Source organism: Lawsonibacter sp. JLR.KK007 (assembly GCF_036941135.1).
Classification (GTDB): Bacteria; Bacillota; Clostridia; order Oscillospirales; family Oscillospiraceae; genus Lawsonibacter.
The window spans coordinates 31,443-53,367 of the sequence record NZ_JAYWSY010000002.1 but is presented as its reverse complement, the minus strand read 5'-3'; the positions used below and the strand labels follow the sequence as shown (position 1 = coordinate 53,367).

At 55.6% G+C, this 21,925-nt stretch carries 25 protein-coding genes and 3 tRNA genes; 9 read left to right on the top strand and 19 right to left on the bottom strand.

Going from position 1 to position 21,925, the window contains the following annotated elements:
* Positions 1 to 49 precede the first annotated feature (49 nt).
* From VV088_RS09930 to VV088_RS09915, 4 genes are all read right to left on the bottom strand, one after another.
* Complete coding sequence (locus tag VV088_RS09930) at positions 50 to 2,008, bottom strand: VapE domain-containing protein (RefSeq protein WP_334600520.1); 1,959 nt, start codon at positions 2,006 to 2,008, stop codon at positions 50 to 52.
* Positions 2,009 to 2,060: 52 nt separating this feature from the next.
* Positions 2,061 to 2,273 (bottom strand): helix-turn-helix transcriptional regulator, encoded by a 213-nt coding sequence (locus VV088_RS09925; RefSeq protein ID WP_334600519.1) that lies wholly within the window; start codon positions 2,271 to 2,273, stop codon positions 2,061 to 2,063.
* Positions 2,274 to 2,377: 104 nt separating this feature from the next.
* Positions 2,378 to 2,527, bottom strand: coding sequence for a hypothetical protein (locus VV088_RS09920; RefSeq protein ID WP_334600517.1), 150 nt, complete (start codon positions 2,525 to 2,527; stop codon positions 2,378 to 2,380).
* Between the two features lie 2 nt (positions 2,528 to 2,529).
* Entirely contained in the window at positions 2,530 to 2,670 is a 141-nt protein-coding gene (locus VV088_RS09915) for a hypothetical protein (RefSeq protein ID WP_334600516.1), read from the bottom strand.
* A 153-nt stretch (positions 2,671 to 2,823) separates the two neighbouring features.
* Here VV088_RS09915 and VV088_RS09910 point away from each other — a divergent pair, with 153 nt between their 5' ends.
* Positions 2,824 to 3,324, top strand: a complete 501-nt coding sequence (locus VV088_RS09910; RefSeq protein WP_334600515.1) for a helix-turn-helix domain-containing protein — start codon at positions 2,824 to 2,826, stop codon at positions 3,322 to 3,324.
* Positions 3,325 to 3,566: 242 nt separating this feature from the next.
* Positions 3,567 to 4,580 carry a tyrosine-type recombinase/integrase gene (locus VV088_RS09905; protein ID WP_334602059.1) on the top strand — a complete coding sequence of 338 codons (1,014 nt, stop codon included), beginning with the start codon at positions 3,567 to 3,569 and terminating at the stop codon, positions 4,578 to 4,580.
* A 342-nt stretch (positions 4,581 to 4,922) separates the two neighbouring features.
* On the opposite strand, the gene VV088_RS09900 is transcribed toward VV088_RS09905, so the two are convergent.
* From VV088_RS09900 to istA, 3 genes are read right to left on the bottom strand one after another with little or no spacing between them, the layout of a single operon-like run.
* Positions 4,923 to 5,123: a hypothetical protein gene (locus VV088_RS09900; RefSeq protein WP_334598924.1), complete on the bottom strand. Its 201-nt coding sequence runs from the start codon at positions 5,121 to 5,123 to the stop codon at positions 4,923 to 4,925.
* A complete protein-coding gene (locus VV088_RS09895) occupies positions 5,116 to 5,901 on the bottom strand; it encodes an ATP-binding protein (RefSeq protein WP_334598923.1) in 786 nt (261 codons plus the stop codon). The genes VV088_RS09900 and VV088_RS09895 overlap by 8 nt, the downstream gene beginning before the upstream one ends.
* Positions 5,901 to 7,451 (bottom strand): IS21 family transposase, encoded by a 1,551-nt coding sequence (istA, locus tag VV088_RS09890; RefSeq protein WP_161845261.1) that lies wholly within the window; start codon positions 7,449 to 7,451, stop codon positions 5,901 to 5,903. Before istA ends, VV088_RS09895 begins: the two co-directional genes overlap by 1 nt.
* Positions 7,452 to 7,862: 411 nt before the next feature.
* Here istA and VV088_RS09885 point away from each other — a divergent pair, with 411 nt between their 5' ends.
* The 3 genes from VV088_RS09885 to VV088_RS09875 all read left to right on the top strand — a co-directional run bounded on the left by VV088_RS09885 (position 7,863) and on the right by VV088_RS09875 (position 9,889).
* On the top strand, positions 7,863 to 8,387 hold the full coding sequence (locus VV088_RS09885) for an RNA polymerase sigma factor (RefSeq protein WP_334600514.1): 525 nt from the start codon (positions 7,863 to 7,865) through the stop codon (positions 8,385 to 8,387).
* Positions 8,384 to 9,079, top strand: coding sequence for a DUF4367 domain-containing protein (locus VV088_RS09880; RefSeq protein ID WP_334600513.1), 696 nt, complete (start codon positions 8,384 to 8,386; stop codon positions 9,077 to 9,079). The genes VV088_RS09885 and VV088_RS09880 overlap by 4 nt, the downstream gene beginning before the upstream one ends.
* A 195-nt stretch (positions 9,080 to 9,274) precedes the next feature.
* Complete coding sequence (locus tag VV088_RS09875; protein WP_334600512.1) at positions 9,275 to 9,889, top strand: hypothetical protein; 615 nt, start codon at positions 9,275 to 9,277, stop codon at positions 9,887 to 9,889.
* A 138-nt stretch (positions 9,890 to 10,027) separates the two neighbouring features.
* Here VV088_RS09875 and VV088_RS09870 read toward each other — a convergent pair whose 3' ends face one another.
* Positions 10,028 to 10,492: a C40 family peptidase gene (locus tag VV088_RS09870; RefSeq protein ID WP_334600511.1), complete on the bottom strand. Its 465-nt coding sequence runs from the start codon at positions 10,490 to 10,492 to the stop codon at positions 10,028 to 10,030.
* A gap of 322 nt (positions 10,493 to 10,814) precedes the next feature.
* Positions 10,815 to 11,204 carry a hypothetical protein gene (locus VV088_RS09865; RefSeq protein WP_334600510.1) on the bottom strand — a complete coding sequence of 130 codons (390 nt, stop codon included), beginning with the start codon at positions 11,202 to 11,204 and terminating at the stop codon, positions 10,815 to 10,817.
* Between the two features lie 369 nt (positions 11,205 to 11,573).
* Here VV088_RS09865 and VV088_RS09860 point away from each other — a divergent pair, with 369 nt between their 5' ends.
* Positions 11,574 to 11,786: a helix-turn-helix domain-containing protein gene (locus VV088_RS09860; protein WP_334600509.1), complete on the top strand. Its 213-nt coding sequence runs from the start codon at positions 11,574 to 11,576 to the stop codon at positions 11,784 to 11,786.
* Positions 11,779 to 11,940 carry a hypothetical protein gene (locus tag VV088_RS09855; RefSeq protein WP_334600508.1) on the top strand — a complete coding sequence of 54 codons (162 nt, stop codon included), beginning with the start codon at positions 11,779 to 11,781 and terminating at the stop codon, positions 11,938 to 11,940. The genes VV088_RS09860 and VV088_RS09855 overlap by 8 nt, the downstream gene beginning before the upstream one ends.
* Before the next feature lie 100 nt (positions 11,941 to 12,040).
* On the opposite strand, the gene VV088_RS09850 is transcribed toward VV088_RS09855, so the two are convergent.
* The 9 genes from VV088_RS09850 to VV088_RS09810 form a co-directional block, all read right to left on the bottom strand.
* Positions 12,041 to 12,172: an XkdX family protein gene (locus VV088_RS09850; RefSeq protein WP_334600507.1), complete on the bottom strand. Its 132-nt coding sequence runs from the start codon at positions 12,170 to 12,172 to the stop codon at positions 12,041 to 12,043.
* Between the two features lie 208 nt (positions 12,173 to 12,380).
* A tRNA-Val gene (locus VV088_RS09845) sits at positions 12,381 to 12,456 on the bottom strand.
* 22 nt (positions 12,457 to 12,478) lie between these two features.
* Positions 12,479 to 12,553 (bottom strand) — tRNA-Glu (locus VV088_RS09840).
* Between the two features lie 39 nt (positions 12,554 to 12,592).
* Positions 12,593 to 12,669 (bottom strand) — tRNA-Met (locus tag VV088_RS09835).
* 124 nt (positions 12,670 to 12,793) lie between these two features.
* Positions 12,794 to 13,624, bottom strand: coding sequence for a hypothetical protein (locus VV088_RS09830; protein WP_334600506.1), 831 nt, complete (start codon positions 13,622 to 13,624; stop codon positions 12,794 to 12,796).
* 6 nt (positions 13,625 to 13,630) lie between these two features.
* Positions 13,631 to 17,335 (bottom strand): phosphoribosylformylglycinamidine synthase, encoded by a 3,705-nt coding sequence (locus tag VV088_RS09825; RefSeq protein WP_334600504.1) that lies wholly within the window; start codon positions 17,333 to 17,335, stop codon positions 13,631 to 13,633.
* Between the two features lie 19 nt (positions 17,336 to 17,354).
* Positions 17,355 to 18,872, bottom strand: a complete 1,518-nt coding sequence (locus tag VV088_RS09820; protein WP_334600503.1) for an ABC transporter substrate-binding protein — start codon at positions 18,870 to 18,872, stop codon at positions 17,355 to 17,357.
* 13 nt (positions 18,873 to 18,885) lie between these two features.
* Positions 18,886 to 19,698 (bottom strand): peptidoglycan editing factor PgeF, encoded by an 813-nt coding sequence (gene pgeF, locus VV088_RS09815; protein ID WP_334600502.1) that lies wholly within the window; start codon positions 19,696 to 19,698, stop codon positions 18,886 to 18,888.
* A 119-nt stretch (positions 19,699 to 19,817) separates the two neighbouring features.
* On the bottom strand, positions 19,818 to 20,030 hold the full coding sequence (locus VV088_RS09810) for a hypothetical protein (protein WP_334600501.1): 213 nt from the start codon (positions 20,028 to 20,030) through the stop codon (positions 19,818 to 19,820).
* Between the two features lie 127 nt (positions 20,031 to 20,157).
* Here VV088_RS09810 and VV088_RS09805 point away from each other — a divergent pair, with 127 nt between their 5' ends.
* Both VV088_RS09805 and VV088_RS09800 read left to right on the top strand, forming a co-directional pair.
* Complete coding sequence (locus VV088_RS09805; protein WP_334600500.1) at positions 20,158 to 21,048, top strand: hypothetical protein; 891 nt, start codon at positions 20,158 to 20,160, stop codon at positions 21,046 to 21,048.
* Positions 21,049 to 21,100: 52 nt separating this feature from the next.
* Positions 21,101 to 21,283 (top strand): DUF1540 domain-containing protein, encoded by a 183-nt coding sequence (locus VV088_RS09800; RefSeq protein ID WP_334600499.1) that lies wholly within the window; start codon positions 21,101 to 21,103, stop codon positions 21,281 to 21,283.
* A gap of 50 nt (positions 21,284 to 21,333) precedes the next feature.
* Here the strand turns inward: VV088_RS09800 and VV088_RS09795 are convergent, their stop codons facing one another.
* On the bottom strand, positions 21,334 to 21,924 hold the full coding sequence (locus VV088_RS09795; protein ID WP_334600498.1) for an Rnf-Nqr domain containing protein: 591 nt from the start codon (positions 21,922 to 21,924) through the stop codon (positions 21,334 to 21,336).
* Position 21,925: the final 1 nt, after the last annotated feature.

The window sequence follows — 21,925 nt, the reverse complement described above, 5'->3', positions numbered from 1 at the left end:
TACTACCGCTCTTTGCATAGAACTAAAATAACCGACACCCGGCACCCGATTATTCCGCATTTCTAAAGCGGTCGGTGTTCTGTATCGCTGGGGGAATAAACCATTTACGAACACCGTGACTTCTCTTAAAGCGGATTTCAGGAACATTTTCCGCAATTTTCGCTATTGCGGCCCCGATTACGGCGGCGGGGTATTTTTCAACGTCATATTCGGGAATGGCCTTCAGGGCGGCGGGTTGTACCCATGCCCATTCAGATTCAGGGGCTTCAAAATCGAACCGTAACCGCAATTCATCTTCAGCCGGAAGAAGTTCTGTCATATTATCGTTACGGCCTTTGAGGGTAGCAACTTCTTCCCCGGTCAGACGGAAAGACAACGGATCATCCTGGAACATCTGATAGGCTTGCGCCCAAAGCTGATGTTTGTCCACGTCCCGCCACAGCGCCGCAAGGTCAATCTTTTGAGGAATGTGAACCACCCACCAGCGGCGGGAACCTGTTTCTTCTGTCAGGAATTGAACCTTGTTTGTAGTCCCACAAAATGAGGTAATCCGGGCCTTTGTTACCGGCTCCCTTGCGTAAGGTCTGCGAATGGTGTCTTTCGTGGCGGTCATAAAATTTTTGAGGTCAGAACGGTTTTCCTTGAAGGTGCGGTCAATCTCTCCAACCTCTGTAATCCAGGCACTAAGGGTATCAATCAGCGTGTCCTTGTTTTTGGTGGACATAGGTTTATCAAGGCTCTTGAACCACAGCGGATTAGACACCAGGGAACCAAAGAAACGGGTTTTGCCAATGCCTTCATCTCCCTGGAAAATCAGAACCCCTTCCGCCGAAAACGGCTTTTTGTCCTTCAGGTTGTTGAAAGGCATTGCCGCTGTCTGAATGAACCACTTCCGAATAAGCATCTGATCAAATGGGCCGATAACGTGCAAATGCTCATACAGTTTGGGGAAACGGTCAACCCCATCCCATGTAAGGCCCTGCAAATAGTCCCTGACGGGGTTATAACTGTTTTCATCCGCAACCAGGGCGATCAGGTCAGTGATCTGCTGTTTGGTTATGGACTTATTGCCGGTATACTCCCGATACGCATACAGAAGCAAGGTCGGCATGACATTTTGAAAATCGTTCACGGCGCTAAACTCCTTTGGAATGTTGAGAAATTCAACAATGTTCAACATTTCATTGTATTTCAGTCGAATCTCTTTCATGGTCAGAAACCGCTTGAAGGTTTGCGGGTTGACGGGCTTTTTTCCTTCATCATCGGTGGGCAGATTGTCCCACGCTTCCCGGCGCTTTGCGTTGTCAAATTCACGGGTCAGCGGTGCCGCAAATACAAAGCGGTTTATCAGGTCAGCGGCTTCTTCGTACTGCTCATAGGCGAACCCGGCCCCTTTCATGGGGATCATGTAGGTGAATAGGCCATCTTGCCGCCCGTCCCCGTCTTTCATTCCCAAGAATTGGTGCTTTTCGCCGGATTGCATAGGCCGGTCATAGAAGGGCAGTTCATCCAGGTTATTATCAGGGCCAGGGTTGAAATACAGAACTTCCCGGAATGTGCCATCGTCATTCTGCAAGGCCCCGTAGGTGTCAGCCGGTTTGATCTCGCCGGTGCTTTTGACTGCTTTCACCCCGCACTTGTAATCAACTGGGGAAAGGGTCAGGACGGTTTTCATTTTGGTGTTGCTGGTAGTCACCGCCTGGGTACGGTTGGCCCAATAGATATGTCCACCTTTGTGCGCTCCTTTGATAGCTATACAATGCTGATCCAGGGCCTGGGCCATCTTCAACCGACATTCAAAGGTTTCATCACTGTCATAGTCAGTCATGACAATAGCCGGTTTGATTTTACCAAGAAGCCACTGATATTCCCTCTTGGCAACCTCATAGGGCCTGGGCTTGCGTATCCCTAATCTGACTTTGGGGCTGGGCTTGCCGTCTTTGCCGGTGCCGCCGCCCTCATAGTAGCCTTCAAAGAGAATCAGGCCCATTTCTTTGGAGAATTGCAAGGTTTAATCACCTTCTTTTTTTTTTTGCCAATTTCGCTTCCGGAATCCCTGGTTAGTTGGCATTATCCGCCATTGCAGTGGCATCCTGGATAATGTCACGGCCCAACACACGGGCCAGCTTGTCCGCCGTGGCCTGGGAACAGCTTTTGCCGTTCTTGACGGCGGTGACGGTTACACGAGACACACCGGAACACTCCGCCAACTGCTTCACGTTCAGATCAGCACGGGCAAGAGCCGCCGCAAACTTCACACGATCAATACGCATGGTTTAACCTCGCTTTCTTGTCAGTATGTTAATTTTCAAGGTGCTTTGTGGTTTCCCACGACAGCGCCGGGGCGCTGTTTCGGCCCGGAACCAACGGGCCATCATCAGGTGGGGATATCCTTCAAAGCCTCGCCTATGGCTTTTTGAAGTTCTGCGATCTCCCGGCATAAATCTTCCCGGCCCGGTTCCTGAAAAAGATACGTGTCCAGGATGAACAGAAGGTGGGAAATCCTGCAAAGTTCCTTTTTTGTCATGGTTAAACCTCCATTTCTGCGATAATCGCAACGTAATCATATTTTGTTTCCAAGTATGCGGCTTCCAACTGGGCATCTTCCAGGTTGTCAAATTCCCGCTGTTGCTGGTTGCCTTCATGGTCACACCATTCCACGATATACATTGGTGACGGCTCCTTTCTGCTTTTACTTTTGCTTGTGCTCATATATTACCACAGTCAAAAGTAAAAATCAAGCAATTATTTTGTCTTTTGCAAAAATAATTGCTTGACCTTTTGCAAAAGATGTTGTATTCTGATTGTGGAGGTGAATAGGCTATGACTACCGGACAACGAATAAAAGCCGCCCGAAAACAGGCGGGAATGACACAAAAGGCCCTTGGAGAAGAATTAGGGATTTCCTATCAGACGGTTGCCCAATGGGAAAATGATCTGCGTCATCCTAAACAGGAAACCTTAATCAAAATTGCCAAGGCTCTTGGTGTTCATTTGCGAGATTTGTCGGACAATTCATGGTTAGAAGAATTTGACCAAAAACACCCAACAGCCGGTGACGCATATGCTCAGTACAAGGCGATAAACAAATATCTGGAAGAAATGGGTTTTACTGTTTCAGAGCGTGCGACAAAATGGCATGATGAACCGGTGGACGATTTAGGACATACCGTGAAAATTTCAGATGAATGGGAAATTATCCTTTCCAAAGATGGGCACGCCGCCATATTTACAAACGCAGAATTTGAAGAGCTGCAAATCGGGGCCAAAGAAGCCATAGAAGGCCGGTTTTACAAAAAGGTTCTGGAACAACAAAAGAAATAACCCCCGCCACAGGCCCACAGGGGGCCATATAGCGGGGGTTATAGTAGAGGGCCATCAACGGCACAAAACGCCGTAGAACGGCCCGCAGAGGGCAAAATAAAAGAATCCCCGGTACTGCAATACCAGGGATTCCGAAAGCAACCACCGCAAGACCTCTATCCAAAGAATCAAGGGTGGACAGGTACATTATAACACCTGCCCTTGGTTCAACGCAACTATTTTTGAAGGGACAGGTGAAAATTATGCGGCTTCCATCAGGTTACGGCTCCGTTTCCAAATTGTCCGGGAAACGCCGCCGCCCGTACATCATCAAGAAAACCATTGGTTGGAATGAAAAGGGCCATCCCATCATTGAAATTGTGGGCTACACCGCCACACGGGAAGAAGGGCTTGCTTTACTGGCCCAATATAACCACGATCCCTGGGACGTGGACAAGGCCAAACTAACCCTTCAAGGGCTGTTTGATCTTTGGAAGGAAATGAAGGTTCCCAAGCTGGGAAAATCCAATCAGGCTTCACTTATGGCGGCGTTCAAATACTGCAAGTACCTTGTATACAAACCCTATCGCCAAATCAAAGCCTTTGAAATGCAAAAGACGATTGATGATTGTGGGAAGGGTTATTCTACGCAAGCGAGTATCAAGAATTTGTGGGGGCACTTGGATCGGTTCGCCTTGGAACTGGATATAATTTCAAAGTGCTATTCTGATCTGTTGACCTCTGATCCCATCCCGCCCACGAGCCGCATTCCGTTTACAGACGATGAAGTAAACATCCTTTGGGATCACGCCGGGGAACCGTGGGTTGACACAGTGCTGATCTTCATTTATTCCGGGTGGCGGATTTCTGAATTGCTGGCACTCTGCCCGGAAGATATAGACCTTGAAGCTGGAACGATGAAAGGCGGCACTAAAACCAAGGCCGGGAAGGGACGGGTTGTCCCCATCCACCACCGGATCAGGCCCTTTGTAGAAAAGCGGTTGGCAGAAGGTGGCCCCCGATTGATCAGCTATAACGGCAAGGCTGTTTCCCAAACCCAATACCGGGTGTTTTGGTCGGAGATCATGGAACGGCTGAATCTGAACCACACCCCGCATGAATGCCGCCATACTTTTGAAAGCCGTCTGGACAGCGCCGGTGGAAACCGCCGTTGCATCGATCTTCTTATGGGTCACGTTTCCAAGGACACAGGCAACCGGGTTTACAACCACAAGACTTTGGACGAACTTTCCGCCACGGTTGAACTGTTGAACTAAAGTGCCCGTTCAACGATTCAACTATAACATAATAGTAACACAAACAGCGGAAAACCCCGTAAAATAGGGGCTTCCGCTGTTATAATTTTTGTGGTACAATAAGTTGCGCAAATAAAAAAGACAAGGTTTGCAGCCTTCTGGTAGAATGGTGTGTCCTAACTTCATTCTACCAGAGGCCTGTAAACCATGTCTCTTTTTATCCTCTTTTCAATGCATATACCGGACCGAGAGCCCCGTCTGCACGGAGTATTAGCCCCACCCTGCCGGAAAGGAGCCCCACTATTCCACGAGCAGTTTTAGAGGAAAGGCCCTGCCAGCCGAGGCGGCGGGCAGAGCCAGGGATCAGTGATCGCAGTCGGGGATGGGGATACCGTTGGCAGTCAAAACAGTCTCCAGTAATTGAGTGCGATTCAGGTAAAAGTGTAATTCCTCCCGCATGGCATAGAAGATTTCCAAGGATTCCCGTTCCGCTTCACGCAGGATCATCAAATCCAATTCAAGGTCACAGGGGGAATCGGAGGGATTGAAGGGGCAGTCAGGCATCCTGCTCAGCGCCTTTGGCGCGGGAAGACTTCAGGCCATTACGTTCCCGCATGGAGACGCGGCCTTCAACCAGGACCTCATAGGCGTTGTGGATGATGCGGTCCATGATTGCCTCGGAAACGGGGCTGCCGGAGTCAGGATTGGGATCAATGCGTGTATACCAGCCCTCAGACTGGTACTGGGTGCAGAAAATCATGGAGCGCTGGCAGCGGGCCTCCACGATTTCCAGCAGGTCATAGGACTCCTGGGGGGAGAGCGGCCGGATGAGCCACTCGTCCAGAATGAGTAGATCCACCTTCTTGTAGGAGGCCAGACACTTCTTCAATTCGCCGCCGCTGCGGGCAATGCTCAGCTCGTCGAGGAGCTCCGGCATACGGACATAGCGGACCTTCTTGAACCGGCGGCAGGCGGCGTTGCCCAAGGCGCAGGCAATGTATGTCTTGCCGTTGCCGGAAGCGCCTTTGAGGATGATGTGGTGGCCCTCGTCCACAAATTTGCAGGTGGAGAAGCGCAGCATCTGAGCCTTGTCCAGCTTTCTGTCCTCGTAGTACGAAATCTCTTCCACCGCAGCGAACGGGGCGGCGAAGTGGGCGTTGTGAATGAGCCGCTTCACCGTGTTGGTCTGGCGGCGGTTCCACTCGGCAGTCACCAGCAGCCCCAGCCGGTCCTCAAAGCCGAGTTCATTGAATGAGGAGTCCTGTAATTGGCTGGACAGCTCCGCCGCCATGGCGGTCATCTTCATTCCAACCAGCATGTCAATGGTTGCCTGGAGTACCATCAGCCCTCGCCTCCCTTCCGGAAATAGGAGGCTCCGCGTGTAATGCCGAAGCGGTTGGAATCGTTGGGCTTGTCCTGCGGGGCTGCTTTCGCGGGCCGGTCCTGGCCGTTTTTCAAGAGGCTGCTAATGTTGCGGACAGAGGGCGCTGCGCTGTACGCAAGGATCCGCCCACAGGCGTTTTCCAGACGCTCTCTGCCATAGCGCTCTCCCAGCTTTGTCAGGCTGGCACAGGCTTTGTAGCCCTGCTCCGGGGCTGTCCCGGAGGTCAGGAAGTGTTGGATCACCTTCTCCGTCATGGGTCCCACAGACATGGCCCAGCGGCTGAAATCGCCGGCGTTATATGTCAGATACTTCTGGTGCGCCAGCGGCATATGCTCCAGCTTTACCAGCGGCTCGCGCTGGATCGTCTGCAAGCGGCGGTGGCTGGCGACACGACTGCCATGGTAGAATACCTCCACCGCAGTCTTTGTCACACGAATATCCACTTTTTCGCCAATCAGGTTGTACGGCACAGAGTACTTGTTCCTGCCGTCAGATACCAGATAATCGTTGGGGACCTTGGCAACGGACCAGACAGCCGCTTCAAAGGGCACAGCAGGCAATGGCAGCATGTACGGTTTCTCTTCCTCCAGCCAGGCGCTGCGGCGTGTGCCCGCCATCCGCTGGAACGGGCGGTTGTTCAGTTCCTCCAGCTTTTCCGCTATGGCCTCGTTCATCTCGCGGATGGAGAAGAACTTCCGCTCACGCAGCGCCGCAATGATCCATGTCTGGGCAAAACGCACAGATGCTTCCGCTGCGCTCTTGTCCTGGGGCTTGCGGACGCGAGCCGGAACGATTGCCGTGCCGTAGTATTCGGCCAGCTCCTGGTAGCTGCGGTTGAGCACAGTCTCGTATCGGGTGTTAGCCGTAGTGGCTGTCTTGCAGTTGTCCGGAATCAGCAGCCGTGTCACACCGCCAAAATACTGGAAGGCATGGACGTGGCAGGACAGCCAGTTCTCTGTCTTCATGTCCTCACAGACCTCCGCATAGGTGTAGCAGCTGCACGGCAGCACGGCCATGAACAAGTACGCCGGGCTCTGTTTACCGGTTACCAGATCATATACCGGAAGGGTATCGCCCGCCCAGTCCACCTGCATGGCGTCTCCCGGCTTGTGCTGGATGCGCATGGTGGCCTTCGTCACCCGCGCCCACCTCCGGTACTTGTCCCCAAACTGCGTGCTCATGTACGGCGTTTCCCCAGCCTCATGGCACTTCCGGCAGTATTCCTCCCACAAAAGCGCCATGGTCACCCCAGGCTTCGCCAGCTCCCGGTGAATGTACGGATAGTCCGGCTCCACATACCGGCACCCGCTCTTATACTTACCAGGGAACAGAATCTCCTCCAGCTCTGCGTTGGTGATGTCATCATCCAGCGGCCACGCGATTTGCTTCTCCTTTGCTGCTTGCAGAACGCTGCGGACGGTGTGCCGCGAACAATGTACCGTTGATTCGATTGTTCGTTGGCTGTGGTTGAGGCTATCCAGTCTCAAGATCTCCAGATAGTTTGGCATGGTGGGACCTCCAATTGATATAGTCACAGTTTCCTGTGCTACGCCAATTATACAGGTCCCTTTCTTTACTTTCGTGGAGTGGGGCTCCCTTCCGGCAGGGTGGGGCTAAAATTCCGTGCAGATGGAGCTGCTGGTCCGGTGTATGCATTCAATTTGCGCATCTTATTGTACTTTATCGGTACTGCCCTACCCAGTAACCATTCATGGTTCAAAGATTATACATCCTAAACACGGATGAAAATTGGGAGTAGAATTTTAAATTTTTTGATAAGATTCATGTCTCACCGTGAGATTTGTTTTTAACCAAATATATTTGCTCTGTGTTTATGTTACAACGTTTGCAATAGCTGGACAATCATAATACAGTTATGCTATGATAAAAAAATAATTGTCGCACAGGCAGGTGATACTATGTTGGCATTTTTCCTTGCCGCTTTAGAGAGTGAGGACGATAAGCGGAAATTCGTTGCTGTATATGAGCAGTACCACAAAAAGATGGAAATGATCGCCTTGCGTATATTGGGAAGTCAACACGATGCAGAGGATGCCGTCCAAAATGCTTTTCTTCAAATAATTCGGCACTTTGAAAAATTTTTTTCAATTTCTTGTGAGGAATTGCCCTTCTGGATCATTTCTATAGTGAGGAACGAAGCTCTTATGATTCTGCGAAAAAGGAGTAAGACCGTACCGCTGGAGGAGTGGAACGGGGTTGAAAAAAGTGCCGACCATACGACAGGGTATAATGAGCTAGTAAAATTGTTCGGAAACTTACCAGAGAAATACCGTACCGTACTGGAAATGAAGATTTTGATTGGATACACTGACAAGGAGATAGCTAAACAACTGGGTATTTCTGAAACGGCGGTAAGCTCACGAGCCAGTCGGGGACGTGAGCTATTGAGAAAACTGGTGGAGAAGGAGGGGTTACATACATGACAGATCAGGAATTAGACGCCCTGATAAAACGTGCCCTGATTGATTCCATAAAATTGGAATGCGAGGCCATGGAACGGGATTGTACTCTTGTTTTTCAGCCGTCAGCTCGTCACCAACGTCAAATGAAGCTGATGTTGAAAGACCCGTTAGGGTGGGCGCGCAGGAAGGCCAGGCCAGTATGGAAGACTATTGCTCAAAGAGTAGCTGTAGTCTTGCTCATTATCTCCCTGGGGTTTGGAACTGTCATGGTCAGCAGCCCGACAGCACGGGCCGCCTTTGTGCGGTGGGTCACGGAGTGGTACGACACCTATATGATATATCGTTTTGCAGGAGAAAATATTTCTGGCGAAATGCCGCAATTTGAGATTGTAGAGTTGCCGGAGGGATTTGTAGAGACCGAACGCATTGAATTCCCTGAATTGACGACTGTGACCTATGAAAATGAGGCCGGGGATTTCATTGACTTTACTTATATCTACATGGCTCAGGGGGCAGCCAGTGCCTTTGAAACAGAAAACTCGAATATATATGATATTGAAGTCAATCATATGAAGGGGGTGTTTGGTGAAGCTAAAATTCCTGGACACTTCAATACAATTGTCTGGATTGACGCAGAGCAAAATATTCAGTTTGATATCAGCGGCTTATTCAGCTATACGGACATACTGCACATGGCGGAGAGTGTTTCCTAGACTTTCTTCTGAATCAGATAGAAACAGGTATATGGTTGTGGCTCATGAATTAGGTCATGCACTGTTATTGTGCCATCCAACAGCTGTTGGCTGTAGAGAACCTGCAATCATGCAGACAAATTCAAGCAACTGCGAGACTGGATTTGTAACACGACATGATAAAAACAATCTAATTGCGAAATGGGGGGCATGAATATGAAGAAATACATACCTTTTATTGTAGTTCTTTTAGCTTTAAACGTTTTGATGGTTGGATGTGCAAAAACAAATAATGTAGAGATTAATCGAGTGATTGCAAGTCGATTCTCTTTAACTGAATCCGCAGATGACCTTCCGGAAATTAGCGATTTAATTGTTGTATTTACCCCTGAAAGCCAAGAAAATGTGCTAAACAAATACTCAGATGGAAATGTAGCCTCTGGATATACTAAGACCTCTGGTACAGTATCACAAGTCTTGTCTGGCTATGTTTCTGAGGGAGATAACATTCTGATTACTGAGGAGTGCTATACTACCGATTCAGGGTCTGTACTTTGGACACAAGATGGCTACCTCCCAATGAATATTGGTGAAAGTTATCTGCTGTTTCTAAAGGCATATGATGAAGATTCAGCTTATGCTGGAATGTATTTTCCAGTTGATTTAGAATATGGAAAATATGTATTACAATTCCCTGTTACGATGTCCTCTGAAACTTCATATACTGTTGACCAACTCGAAATAGGGCCTTATGGTAATTTGGATATTTACATTGAATGGTTTGAAGCAGTCCAGACACTCTATCCAGATATTTTTCAGTTTGCTCAGTAGTAAGTCAAACAGTTTATAAAAGCTGTTCAGCGGATATTTGCAATTAGAAGGTAATTTTACTGCAATTTCTGGATCAAATAATTCACACGGTGGGATTCGATTCTGGACAAGATTCGTGTCTCACCGTGAGATTTCATTTTATGAGCTGTAGTACATTGGCCTGCCTATGGTGGCAAAACCGGCTTTCCCGGTAATGACCACGTTGTTGTGGCTGCCCGAACAGTGGATAATCTGAATATTGCCGCTTTCATCCCATCCGCCGACGATGCCGACATGGGTATCACCAGGATAGAAAACCAGGTCGCCGGGCTGGGCCTCAGCCCAGGTGATAGGGGTGCAGTAGATATGCTGTGCATGAGCGCCCCCGCCGTGGCCCAGGATGTAACTGCCGCCTGAGATATTGTAAAATACCCAATCGGCAAACCCGGAGCAATCCAGGCCGAAGGGCCGGTAGGTGCCAGTGGTAGAATTTCCTTCCGCTGTGACCTTTTTCAGCATCTGTTCCTCCAGGGCATTGATCTGCTCCTCCAGCCGCTGGATCTGTGCTTCGGTCGCGCCGGTGATGCTTACCCTGAGTCTTGCAACTTCTTCTACATTTGGCATGAGATCGATCCCTTCTAAAAAATTAAAGGGCTGTAAGCGCAGTGCTTTTACTGCGTTTACAGCTTTAATGGCTCTTCTCGCCCTGCCAATTCAGGGGAGGTTGCAATATTTTATCATCGAATCCTGGCCGCAGATACCCCTGCCTTTAGGCGTGGGGTGATTGACGGCTTAAAGATATGTTGTGGTTGGCCCCTCTTCAGGCTTTAAGATAGTTGGCCCGTCTATTCCCGCAAAGAAACAGAGCGCTTCCGCGAATCTCTCTCCGACGTCGCTGCCTATGGGGTACAGGACGATCCCCGGGTCGTTATATGAGGCTCTGGCATTATCGTATTCGATCCAGATCAGCCCCCGGCGCATCTCCTGTTCTGTCCGGGTGGGCCGCCAGGTCATCGCAGCCAGGATATCGCTGTTTCTCCCCCCCCACCAGTCCCCACAGCATACCGTGGGCAATGGGGGAATTCGCTTTGACAACATCCAGCTCTACATCCAAAAGTGCTATTTTATGGATTTGAGACAGGCGCAGGATGAAGGTATCCTTTTTGCCGCCGGACTGGGTAATGAGCAGTTGCTTCTGTTCCGGCTGGATCTCTGCTATAACGAACTCGTCAAAAGCAAGCCCCGGAAGACCGATCTGGTGTTGGGCCGCCAGGCGCATCTGCTTTGCGTTTGGATCTCCAAACAGTGCCTTTCGAACCTTTTCCCATCCAGACATGAAATCCCCTCCCTTTTTGCCATTATACCATACAGCCCGGCGGGAAGGCAATGGGACCGGTCATTCAGCTCACCACCACCGCGTTGCTCAGCTTTTTGATCACGTTGGTTTTCAGCATAGTGATTATACCGATTGCATTCCTATTAAGTCTCGCGTCGGGGCAATCACGGTGGGCCAACCCCCTTATGTAACAGCGCACACTTCTGTCCCCTCTGTCTGAGGGGTAAATTCATCGTACCACTTTTGAGCAGCATTCCCGTTGACACATTACACAAACATGCTGCTTTAAAGCCGTATAATATATACACTTGATAAGTAGCATATAGAGTGGTATACTATCACATGGAAGGAGGAGCAGCACAGTTGTCTATGAAATACGATAAGCTATTTGCGCTTATGAAAGAAAAGGGCCTGACTACCTACAAAATACGAAAGGAACACATTATCACCGAAACCACACTTCAAAAATTGCGTGAGGGAAAAAATGTCACAACAGATTCCATTTCTGCACTTTGTGCGGCCCTAGGTTGCCAGCCGGGGGACATCATGGAATACGTGGAGGAGGAGAACAAGGATGCTTAAAGAGAAAGAGATTCAAGAAGTCATTTTGCACACACTGGATGAGTTGAGCCAGACCGTCCAGGCCAGCGGAAAACAGTCCTACACCAAAGAGGAATTGCTGGACCTGTTGGGCCGTGTGGCGGACTTTATGAAAAAGGGCGGAGCCGGGGAGTAATCCCCGGTTTTCCTGTTCATGGAGATTTTTCGTTTCCGCTGTCTCGCTATCAAGTGCGCCGTAAAACCCCTGGCTTTAGCCGTGGGGAGTGTCAAGCAGATCAGGCGTAAGCATCCCCCGTGATCTGCTGGAACTGCTCCGGCGTGATAACGCCCTTCTTCACAGCAGTCCGCACCATGGCGGCGCTCCAGAGCTTTCGGTCGTAGCTCTTCTTGATGGTTTCGTAGTTCATTAAGTGCTTCCTCCTTACCACCAGGGGAGTGCCGCTGGGCAACACCTGCTGGAGGACCCGGTACTCGCCGTAGGCCAGCAGCTGGCTGCGGGGCAGGCGGTTTGCGGCGGAAAATCAACAAGCTTTTGCGTTACTAACACGTTACGATCAATAGCAAAAATATCGGAAAAATTAAATCCCCTAGAGCCGCAAGGCTTTAGGGGATTTTTGGTGGAGACAACAGAACTCGAATCTGTGACCTCTCGCGTGTGAGGCGAGCGCTCTACCGGCTGAGCTATGCCTCCATATGGAAACGGCTGAGAAAGGTGGTGACCCGGACGGGACTCGAACCCGTGTTGCCGCCGTGAAAGGGCGGAGTCTTAACCGCTTGACCACCGGGCCGTTTTCAAATATGGAAACGGACAGTTTGTCCGTAATTTTTGGTAGCGGCAACTGGATTTGAACCAGTGACACCCCGGGTATGAACCGAGTGCTCTAGCCAACTGAGCTATGCCGCCGTGTCACGCCCCTCGAACAGGGCAAGGAATAGTATAGCGGATTTCCTCCTGGTTGTCAACTGTTTTTTGGAAAAATTTCTTTTTTCTTTTTCCCCCTCCAGGCGCAGGCCCGGAGGGGGCAATTTTAATCCCGAAAATAGGGGGCCACAAGGCGGTAAAGCTCATTGTACTGCTTCCGGCCCATGCAGTACTTGTCCAGGTCGGTGAGGTCGATCTCATAGCCGTCCTGAAAGCGCAGCGTATAGTTCCGGGTGTAGCGGATCAAATGTCCGGTGCGAGTGGTGACTGAGGTGCGGTAGCGGTCCGATTCCTCCAGCTCCTGATAGGAGTGCCAGCTGGTCCGGATACCCAGGACATAGGTGGACACGCCGGCGGGGGTGGCCTCCGTCCGGCTGAGACAGGAGGCCAGCACCAGGGAGTGAAGGAGCACCAGAGCGGCGATGGTAAAGAGCAGATACCCCTTCAGCTCCCCCAAAATGCTGTGAACATCCTTCTCTGACCGGAACCAGTCCCGGATTGCGGAGAACGCTGTATCCAGCACCGTATTGAAAAGACAGATATCCAGGATCAGCACAAGGCAGGCGACGATCTGGCTGGAGAAGCCATACTGCTGATAGAGGGTATCAGGACCCGCCAGAAACCAGTAATGGAGCTGTCGATAGTAGTAGATAATCAGACCAAATGACACCAGTCCACTGATGACAGTGGCGATAGCCTGGCTTTTTACTCCCGGAGACCGAACCGAACTGCCCGCGATCTCCTGCTCCGCCTGCTTCGCCTTCTTCCGCTGGCTGGAGGGCAGGTGGTCATAGGTTGCCCCTCTCTTTTTCTGGCACCACCAGGCCTGTTTTTTGTCCGCCTTGACGCTGGACTGTGCGGCCAGTGCGCTGGCCCGCTCCCGCTTCTCCCGGAGCTTTTTCCGCTCCAGGGAAGCGGGAGATTTTTTCCCGGCCACGGCGGCTTATTTGAAGTACTCCGCGCCGCTTTCGAACAGGGGCATGTGCTTTTCACCGGGGATATTGACTGCCACATACGGCCCCCGGCGCTCCAGGTGTCCCATCTTGCCAAAGACCCGTCCGTCGGGGGAGAAGATGCCCTCGATGGCCTCCATCGAGCCGTTGGGGTTGGACAGGATGTCCATTGTGGGCTGGCCGCTGGCGTCCACGTACTGGGTGCCCACCTGACCGCTGGCAATCAGGCTGGAGATGACCTCCGACGGGGCCACAAAACGGCCCTCGCCGTGGGAGATGGGGATGGCGTGCAGGTCGCCCACCTGGCATTTGAGCATCCAGGGGGACTGGACCGAGGCGACCCGGGTGGTGACATACCGGCTCTGGTGGCGGCCGATGAGGTTGTAGGTCAGGGTGGGGCAAGTGCCGTCCATGGGCCTGATCTCACCGAAGGGGACCAGCCCCAGCTTCACCAGGGCCTGGAAGCCGTTGCAGATGCCCAGCATCAGGCCGTCCCGGTGTTTGAGCAGGTCCATAATGGCGTCGCTGAGGGCGGGATGGCGGAGGAAGGAGGCGATAAACTTCCCGGACCCCTCCGGTTCGTCGCCGCCGGAGAAGCCGCCGGGGAGGATCACCATCTGCGCCCCCCGGATGGCATCCTCCAGGGCCTGGGCGGACTGGGCCAGGAAGTCGGTGGTCAGGTTGCGCACCACCACAATCTCCGGGTCGATGCCGGCGCGGATGCAGGCGCGGGCGGTGTCATACTCGCAGTTGGTGCCTGGGAAGGCGGGGATCACCGCCTTGGGGCGGGCCGCCCTGTGCTTGCAGACCGCCGGGGAGCGCTTGTCCCAGGAAATGGACTGGACCGTCTCAGAAGTTCCCGCCTTGGTGGGGTAGACCTCCTCCAGCACGCCCTCGTTGAGGGCCAGCAGCTCGTCGACCGGCGCGGAGTCGTGTACGATGTTGATAACGGGCTCAGCGGTGGTCGTTCCGATTTGGATCGCCCGGGGACTCTCCGGGACCGCTTCGGTAAGCTCTGCTACGATTGCGCCGGGGTTGGGCAGATCCCAGGCCAACTCTTCTTCGCCATTCGTAAAACCGACGCGGTTGCCGAACGACATCTTCATGACCCCTTCGGCCTCGCCGTTTTCCGCCGCCCAGGCGGCTCTCACCTTACCGGCCTGACATAGGGCGTGGAATTCCTCCCAGGCGGCCTTCTGTCCCTCCGCCGTGCCATCGCCCAGGAACAAATATACCGGATGTCCCGCCTCTTTGAACTCGGGGGTGATGATCTCCCCGGCCTTGACGGGTGCGATCGCAAAGGAAATGAGGGTGGGGGGAACGTCCTTGTCCAGGAAGGAGCCGGACATGGAATCCTTCCCGCCAATGGCGGCGGCGGCGTAGTCCATCTGAGCGTCCAGCGCCCCCAGCAGGGCGGCGAAGGGCTTGCCCCAGCGCGCCGGTTCGTCCCGGAGCTTCTCAAAAAATTCCTGCAAGGTGAGGTACACGTTTTTATAGTCCGCGCCGGAGGCCACCAGCTTGGCGATGGAGTTGGTAACGGCCTGATAGGCCCCCACATAGGGGTCTACGGACAGGGCGTCCGGGTCGCAGCCCCAGGCCATGACGCTGGCCTGGTCGGTCTCCTGCCCCGGCAGGACGGGCAGCAGGGCCGCCATGGCCTGGGCGGGGGTGGACTGATATTTGCCGCCGAAGGGCATGAGGACGGAACCCGCCCCGATGGAGCCGTCGAACCGCTCGGTCAGCCCCCGGCGGGAGGCGCATTTGAGACTGGAGGCCATCTCCCGCAGGGTTTTGAAGGGCTCCTGCCCAAAGGCGGAGCGGTCCTTTTTATCTACGGACACCGCTGCATGCTTCACCGCGCCGTTGGTGTTCAGAAATTCCCGGCTCAGGTCGGCGATTTTCTGGCCCTTCCAGCGCATCACCATCCGGGGGGACTCGGTGACCACGGCCACCTGATAGGCTTCCAGGTTCTCCTTCTCAGCGGCAGCGATGAATTTGTCCGCGTCCTCGGGAGCCACCACCACCGCCATACGCTCCTGGCTCTCGGAGATGGCCAGCTCGGTGCCGTCCAGGCCGTCGTACTTCTTGCGCACGGCGTCCAGGTCGATCTCCAGGCCGTCGGCCAGCTCGCCGATGGCCACCGACACGCCCCCCGCGCCGAAATCATTGCACCGCTTGATGAGCCGGGTGACCTCCCCGTCCCGGAACAGCCGCTGGATCTTCCGCTCCTCAGGGGCGTTGCCCTTCTGGACCTCGGAGGCCATGGTGGTCAGGGATTTCTTGTTGTGGCTCTTGGAGGAGCCGGTGGCCCCGCCGATGCCGTCCCGTCCGGTGCGGCCCCCCAGGAGGATGACCACATCCCCCGGCGCGGGCCGCTCCCGGCGCACATTCTCCGCCGGGGCCGCGCCCACCACCGCGCCGCACTCCAGCCGTTTGGCGATATAGCCCTCGTGGTAGACCTCGGCCACGTGTCCGGTGGCAAGGCCGATCTGGTTGCCGTAGGAGGAGTACCCCGCTGCTGCCGTCTGGCACAGCTTGCGCTGGGGGAGCTTGCCCTCCAGGGTCTGGTCAAAGGGGGTACGGGGGTCCCCCGCGCCGGTGAAGCGCATGGCCTGATGGACGTACACCCGACCGGACAGGGGGTCCCGGATGCAGCCGCCGATGCAGGTGGCCGCGCCGCCGAAGGGCTCGATCTCGGTGGGGTGGTTGTGGGTCTCGTTCTTGAACATGAGCAGCCAGTCCTGGATTTTGCCGTCCACCTCAGCGGGGACGTGGATGGAGCAGGCGTTGATCTCCTCGCTCTCGTCCAGCTCGGGGAGCAGGCCCCGCTTTTTCAGGACTTTTGTGCCGATGGTGGCGATGTCCATCAGGGTCTGGGGCCGCTGGGCGGCCTTCTCCTCGCCGTAGACCTCCACCCGGGCGGCCAGATACCGCTCGTAGGCGGCCTTCACGTCGGGGTCATCGATCTGAATTTCGTCCAGGTGGGTGGAGAAGGTGGTGTGGCGGCAGTGGTCGGACCAGTAGGTGTCTACCACCCGGACCTCAGTGATGGTGGGGTCCCGTTTTTCCTCGTCCCGGAAGTAGGTCTGGAGGAATTTCAAATCGTCGATGTCCATGGCCAGCCCCAGCTTGTCCAGCAGGGCGGACAGGGCCGGTTCGTCCATAGCGGTAAAGCCCTCCACCGTGCCCACGCGGTCGGGGATGGCGTGCTCCCGGACCAGGGTATCCGGCTTGTCCAGGGACGCCTCCCGGCTCTCCACCGGGTTGATGAGGTACTTTTTGATCTTCTCCTGGTCCTCCTGGGACAGGGAACCCTCGATGGTATAGAAAAGGTAGACCGTGGCGCTGGCTACCAGGGGCCGGTCCACCCCGGCCATGAGCTGGATACACTGGGCCGCCGAGTCCGCCCGCTGGTCGAACTGACCGGGCAGGGCCTCCACGGCCAGCATGTAATGCGGGACGCGGGCAAAGGAAAGGTCCTCATTGCAGACGTTATCCACTTGCGGTTCGGAGAAGACGATGCCCTTGGCCCGTTCAAAGACCTCCTGGGAGATGCCTTCCACGTCGTAACGGTGGAGGATGGACAGGTCCTCCAGATTGTCAATGCCCAGCTGTCCCCTCAGCTGATCCAGCAGAGCGGTGCTCTCCACGTCAAATTTTGGCTTTTTTTCGGAATAGCAGCGGTAAACACTCATAGTCCTTCTCCTCCATTTTCTATTTTAAAACCCAATGTTCCATCGCGTAAAATACGTTTCCCCGCACGGGGAGCAGATCGGACAGCTGGCCCCACTGGGTGAGAACCGAGCCGTTCTTAAACAGGATGGGGACAATCGGAGCCTGCGTGTGGAGCAGGTCAAACAGCTCCGCCCCGCAGGCGGCCTTGTCCTCTGCGGCCCCCAGCGGGGACTGAAACAGCTGGTCCGAGCCCTCCGTCCACCAGCCGCCGTAATTCAGCGCGCCGCCAGAGGACAGCAGAGGTCCCAGGTCAAAATCGGCGGTAAACACCGTCTCGGCCATGTACAGGTCGAAGTTCCCTTGCTTGAGGGCGGCGGTGTAGTCCTCAAAGGACAGCTGGCGCAGGTCCACCTGGAACCCGGCGGCGTTCAGCTGGTAGACGATCAGCTGGGCGGCAGAGGATTTTGCCACATTCTCGCTGTTCACCACAAACACCAGTTCGCTGTCCGTCAGCCGCAGCTCCTCCATCAGGAGAGCCAGAGACTCCGGATCGTAGGTGAGCGGCGACTCCCCCAGCTGGTACAGCTCGCTGGCCGGGTGGACGGGGAGCAGGGTGGAGATGGCGTGGTTGGTATAGATAGTGGTGGCGATGGTATCCCGGTCCACCGCCAGCCAAACGGCCCGGCGGGCGTCGGCGGAGCGGAAGATCCCGCTGCGGGTGTTGAAGCCCAGGTAGAGGAAGTCGGTGGTGCAGTAGTCCCAGGTCTGGTAGTTGCCGCCGTAGCCCATGGCGTTGGTGGCCATCAGGTCCACATCCACCAGGGAAATTTCCCCCGCGTCAAAGGCGTAGATCAGTTCGTCGCTCTTGGTGACGGCCCGCAGAAGGATGGTGGAGACCGGCATGGATTTTTCGCTCTGCCACCAACCGTTTCGGGCGGTGAGGGCGCGCTCGTCTTCGGCCAGCACGTAGGGGCCGGTTCCGGCGGGGCGGTCCTCCCGGCCCAGGGCGATGGGGATGTCCAGCCGCAGGGGCAGAGCGCCGTTGGCCCTGCGGAGGGTGATGGTGAACTGATAGGGGTTTGCCTCCGAGGGGGTGACGGCGGTCACGTCGCTCAGCCGCTCCTGGTACCGGCTCCCGGCGGAGCGGGCCAGGTTGAGGGCGTCCGCCGCCTCCTGGGCGGTGAGAGGGGTGCCGTCGGAGAAGGTGATCCCGGCGCGGAGGGTGAAGGTCCACACCAGCTTGTCCTCGCTGACGGTATAGCTCTGACACAGCACCGGCTGGGCCTGGAAGGCGGCGTCCACCGTGAACAGGCTCTCGTAGAGCAGAGGGGCCAGGGTCAGGTTGGCCCGGTTGGCGGCCAGGGTGGGGTGGAGGCTGAACTCGGGATACCAGGCCAGGGTGAAGGGGAGGGGCTCGGCGGGGGGCGTTTCCTCCAGGCTTGCGCTGGAAGCGGCGGCAGAGCCGGAGTTGGCGCTCCCGGAGGAGCCGGTGCCGCCGCAGGCGGCGAGGGACAGCAGCAGCGCGGCAGACAGAAGGGCGGTAAACAGTCTTTTCATAGGCAGATCCTCGTCACAGCAGTTGGATCATGGCGGCCATGCTGCCCCGCTGTCCTCCCTGGACCCGGTGGGACCAGAAGGTGTCCAGCTCACAGGCGGTGCAGGCGGGGCAAATGGCGATGTGCTCCCGACGGAGGCCGGCCTGCTCCAGACATCTGGCGTTGGCCCCCTTCAGATCCACGGAGAATTTTCCCTCCTTGGCCAGGGGACGGATGAAGGACTCCGCCCCCTCCCCCAGTCCGGAGCGCAGGCCGTCGGGGACGTCGGCGTGGGTCTCGAAGCAGCATGGACCGATGCCCGGTCCGATGGCGGCCAGGATGTGTCTGGCCTGACAGCCGTGGTTGTGGACCATGGCCGCCGCCGTCCAGGCGGCGATCCGTGCGGCGGTCCCCCGCCACCCGGCGTGGGCGGCGGCAATACACCGGCGGACCGGGTCGTAGAGCAGGATGGGGATGCAGTCCCCGGAGAAGATGGTCAGGCACACCCCGGGTTCCACAGTCATCAGGCCGTCCGCCTCGTAGACGCCGGGGGCCTCGGGGCAGTCCATCACGTCCGCCTTGGTGACCGAACGGACCTGATTGCTGTGGATCTGGTGGTTTTTCACCAGGGCGTTGGGGTCCGTGCCAATGGCGGCGCAGAACCGAGAAAAGTTTTCCCGGACATTGGCCGGATCGTCCCCCCGGTTGGCCCCCAGGTTCAGGCTGTCCATGGGCGCGGGGGACACGCCACCCAGCCGGGTGGAAAAGCCGTGGGCCGCTCCAGCCCAGGCGGGATCGGTGCAGGCAAAAAAGGAGACGCCATGGCGCTCCTGTCTGATGATGTCCATGGCATCTCCTCCTGTGAGTTGAAAATGATATTCTATTTTAGCCTAAAACATGGCAAATGACAACCCATAACAAGGGAGAATTGGAGCACAATTTTCCCCAGGGAGCGGGGCAAACTGCCTTAAAGCTGTTCCAGCTCCCGCAGGGTGTCCTGGATGGTCTTCTGGGGGAGATAGACCGCCGCCATCTCCTGGAGCTGGGCCAGGGAGAGGGAGCGGGCCGCGCCCACCATGGGGTGCTTCATAAATTTTCCAAAGCGGCGCTGGAACACCGCCCGGGATCTGGGATTGTCCAGCAGCTCACCGACTGTGATCTGCCTGCTGCGTAAGTCCATGTAGTTTCACCTCCTGAACCAGTCTATGCGCCTGACCCCCTGGCCTTGACTGGGGCGTCCGCCTTGACTTTTGCGGCGGAAAACGTTATACTACCCTTTAAGATTTTTTTGAGAAAGGACGTCTCCTATGGCGAAACAGAAACAGGGAATTCGGGCCGCCCTCGCTGCGGCCCACGATGCGCTGCGCCGCAAGCGGACGGTGGCGGTGGTCTATTTTACGCTGCGCCTGCTGGTCATCGCGGTGATGGTGGCCCAGTTTTTCAACGGGGACTTTGAGAGCGTGTTCCTGTGCGGCCTGACGCTGGTCCTGTTTCTGCTGCCCACCGTTTTCGAGCGGGCGCTGATGATCGATCTGCCCAACACCATGGAGATCATCATCATGCTGTTCATCTTCGCGGCGGAGATTCTGGGGGAGATCAGCTCCTTTTACACCACCTTTAAGGGCTGGGACACCATCCTCCACACCCTCAACGGCTTTCTGTGCGCCGCCATCGGCTTCGCCCTGGTGGATATGCTCAACCGGACGGAGAAGTTTTCCCTGTCCCTGTCCCCTGTGTTCATGTCCATCGTGGCCTTCTGCTTCTCCATGACCATCGGGGTGCTGTGGGAGTTCTTCGAGTGCGGCATGGACCAGCTGTTCCTGCTGGACATGCAGAAGGATACGGTGGTCCACAGTATCTCCTCCGTCATGCTGGACCCTGCCGGGGGGAACAGCCGGGTGGCAATCGACGGCATCACGGACACCATCCTGGTCACGGCCGGCGGACAGCAGATCTCTCTGGGCCTGGGCGGCTATCTGGACATCGGCCTTCTGGATACCATGAAGGACCTGTTTGTCAACTTTGTCGGGGCGGTGGTCTTTTCGGTCATCGGCTTCTTCTATGTAAAAAGCCGGGGGCAGGGGCGGTTTGCCAGCCGGTTTATCCCCCAGGTGGTGGACGTACAGCCGGAGGACATCGATCCCCGCCAGCCCCATTTTTTGAAAAAGGCAAAAAGAACCAGTCCGCCCCGAGAATAGAGCGGGGCGGGATGTCCCATACTAAGCCCATCCAAAGGAAGGAGGGTTTTGTATGAACATCCATGAAAAACGGTCCTGCAACCCCAGCATCCGCTGCTCGGTGGACACCTGCGCCTATCACTCCGGCGCGCAGAACTGCTGCTCCCTGGACTCCATCAAAGTGGGCTGCTGTGACTGCGCCCCCACCAAGTGCGAGGGCACAGAGTGCGCGTCCTTCAAACTGAACGGCCGGTAATGCAGAGCAAAAAAGCAGCTTCGCCCTCCTTTGGGCGAAGCTGCTTTTTGTTATCCGAGGTACAGTCCGTAGTAGCCCAGCAGGGCCATGGCCATCAGCCCGGCGGTGATCAGCTGGATGGGCACTCCCCGGAAGGCTTTGGGACAGCGGTTCAGGTCCACTTCCTTCTGGAGGCTGGCGAAGCTGGCCAGGGCCAGGGTGGCGCCGATGCCGCCGCACAGGGCGAAGATCAGGGCGGAGTCCAGCCCGTAGCTGCGCTGGGAGATGAGCAGGGCGGAGCCCAGGGCGGCGCAGTTGGTGGAGATGGAGGACAGGTTGCCGTCCACCCGGCGGGACAGCTCCGGGATGCAGGCTTGAAACAGCTTGCGCACCCCCGCCACCAGCCCCGGGATGAGCAGGGCGAAGGCCAGCACCTGGAAATAGGCCAGGTTGAAGCGGAGCAGGATCAAAAAGTTCAGCAGCCAGGCCCCCAGCGCCCCCAGCACCATCACCAGGGTGAGGCACAGCCCGGTGCGGATGGCCTCCCGTGGGTCCTGGAAGGATTTTTCGTGGGTGCCGATGCCCATGCAGGACACCAGCACCAGGTTTTCGGACAGCAGGGCGGCCAGGGCCACCCCGGCCAGCTCCAGTACGGTATTCATC

What these genes read in the sequence shown, in the direction of transcription:
- pgeF (WP_334600502.1), bottom strand. Translation starts at nt 19,698, where the DNA reads ATGGACATCATCAGACAGGAGCGCCATGGCGTCTCCTTTTTTGCCTGC.
- VV088_RS09885 (WP_334600514.1), top strand. Translation starts at nt 7,863, where the DNA reads ATGTTGGCATTTTTCCTTGCCGCTTTAGAGAGTGAGGACGATAAGCGG.
- VV088_RS09880 (WP_334600513.1), top strand. Translation starts at nt 8,384, where the DNA reads ATGACAGATCAGGAATTAGACGCCCTGATAAAACGTGCCCTGATTGAT.
- VV088_RS09850 (WP_334600507.1), bottom strand. Translation starts at nt 12,172, where the DNA reads ATGAACTACGAAACCATCAAGAAGAGCTACGACCGAAAGCTCTGGAGC.
- VV088_RS09915 (WP_334600516.1), bottom strand. Translation starts at nt 2,670, where the DNA reads ATGTATATCGTGGAATGGTGTGACCATGAAGGCAACCAGCAACAGCGG.
- VV088_RS09855 (WP_334600508.1), top strand. Translation starts at nt 11,779, where the DNA reads ATGCTTAAAGAGAAAGAGATTCAAGAAGTCATTTTGCACACACTGGAT.
- VV088_RS09810 (WP_334600501.1), bottom strand. Translation starts at nt 20,030, where the DNA reads ATGGACTTACGCAGCAGGCAGATCACAGTCGGTGAGCTGCTGGACAAT.
- VV088_RS09900 (WP_334598924.1), bottom strand. Translation starts at nt 5,123, where the DNA reads ATGCCTGACTGCCCCTTCAATCCCTCCGATTCCCCCTGTGACCTTGAA.
- VV088_RS09895 (WP_334598923.1), bottom strand. Translation starts at nt 5,901, where the DNA reads ATGGTACTCCAGGCAACCATTGACATGCTGGTTGGAATGAAGATGACC.
- VV088_RS09860 (WP_334600509.1), top strand. Translation starts at nt 11,574, where the DNA reads ATGAAATACGATAAGCTATTTGCGCTTATGAAAGAAAAGGGCCTGACT.
- VV088_RS09825 (WP_334600504.1), bottom strand. Translation starts at nt 17,335, where the DNA reads ATGAGTGTTTACCGCTGCTATTCCGAAAAAAAGCCAAAATTTGACGTG.
- VV088_RS09800 (WP_334600499.1), top strand. Translation starts at nt 21,101, where the DNA reads ATGAACATCCATGAAAAACGGTCCTGCAACCCCAGCATCCGCTGCTCG.
- VV088_RS09905 (WP_334602059.1), top strand. Translation starts at nt 3,567, where the DNA reads ATGCGGCTTCCATCAGGTTACGGCTCCGTTTCCAAATTGTCCGGGAAA.
- VV088_RS09805 (WP_334600500.1), top strand. Translation starts at nt 20,158, where the DNA reads ATGGCGAAACAGAAACAGGGAATTCGGGCCGCCCTCGCTGCGGCCCAC.
- istA (WP_161845261.1), bottom strand. Translation starts at nt 7,451, where the DNA reads ATGCCAAACTATCTGGAGATCTTGAGACTGGATAGCCTCAACCACAGC.
- VV088_RS09875 (WP_334600512.1), top strand. Translation starts at nt 9,275, where the DNA reads ATGAAGAAATACATACCTTTTATTGTAGTTCTTTTAGCTTTAAACGTT.
- VV088_RS09870 (WP_334600511.1), bottom strand. Translation starts at nt 10,492, where the DNA reads ATGCCAAATGTAGAAGAAGTTGCAAGACTCAGGGTAAGCATCACCGGC.
- VV088_RS09920 (WP_334600517.1), bottom strand. Translation starts at nt 2,527, where the DNA reads ATGACAAAAAAGGAACTTTGCAGGATTTCCCACCTTCTGTTCATCCTG.
- VV088_RS09865 (WP_334600510.1), bottom strand. Translation starts at nt 11,204, where the DNA reads ATGTCTGGATGGGAAAAGGTTCGAAAGGCACTGTTTGGAGATCCAAAC.
- VV088_RS09820 (WP_334600503.1), bottom strand. Translation starts at nt 18,872, where the DNA reads ATGAAAAGACTGTTTACCGCCCTTCTGTCTGCCGCGCTGCTGCTGTCC.
- VV088_RS09795 (WP_334600498.1), bottom strand. Translation starts at nt 21,924, where the DNA reads ATGAATACCGTACTGGAGCTGGCCGGGGTGGCCCTGGCCGCCCTGCTG.
- VV088_RS09925 (WP_334600519.1), bottom strand. Translation starts at nt 2,273, where the DNA reads ATGCGTATTGATCGTGTGAAGTTTGCGGCGGCTCTTGCCCGTGCTGAT.
- VV088_RS09910 (WP_334600515.1), top strand. Translation starts at nt 2,824, where the DNA reads ATGACTACCGGACAACGAATAAAAGCCGCCCGAAAACAGGCGGGAATG.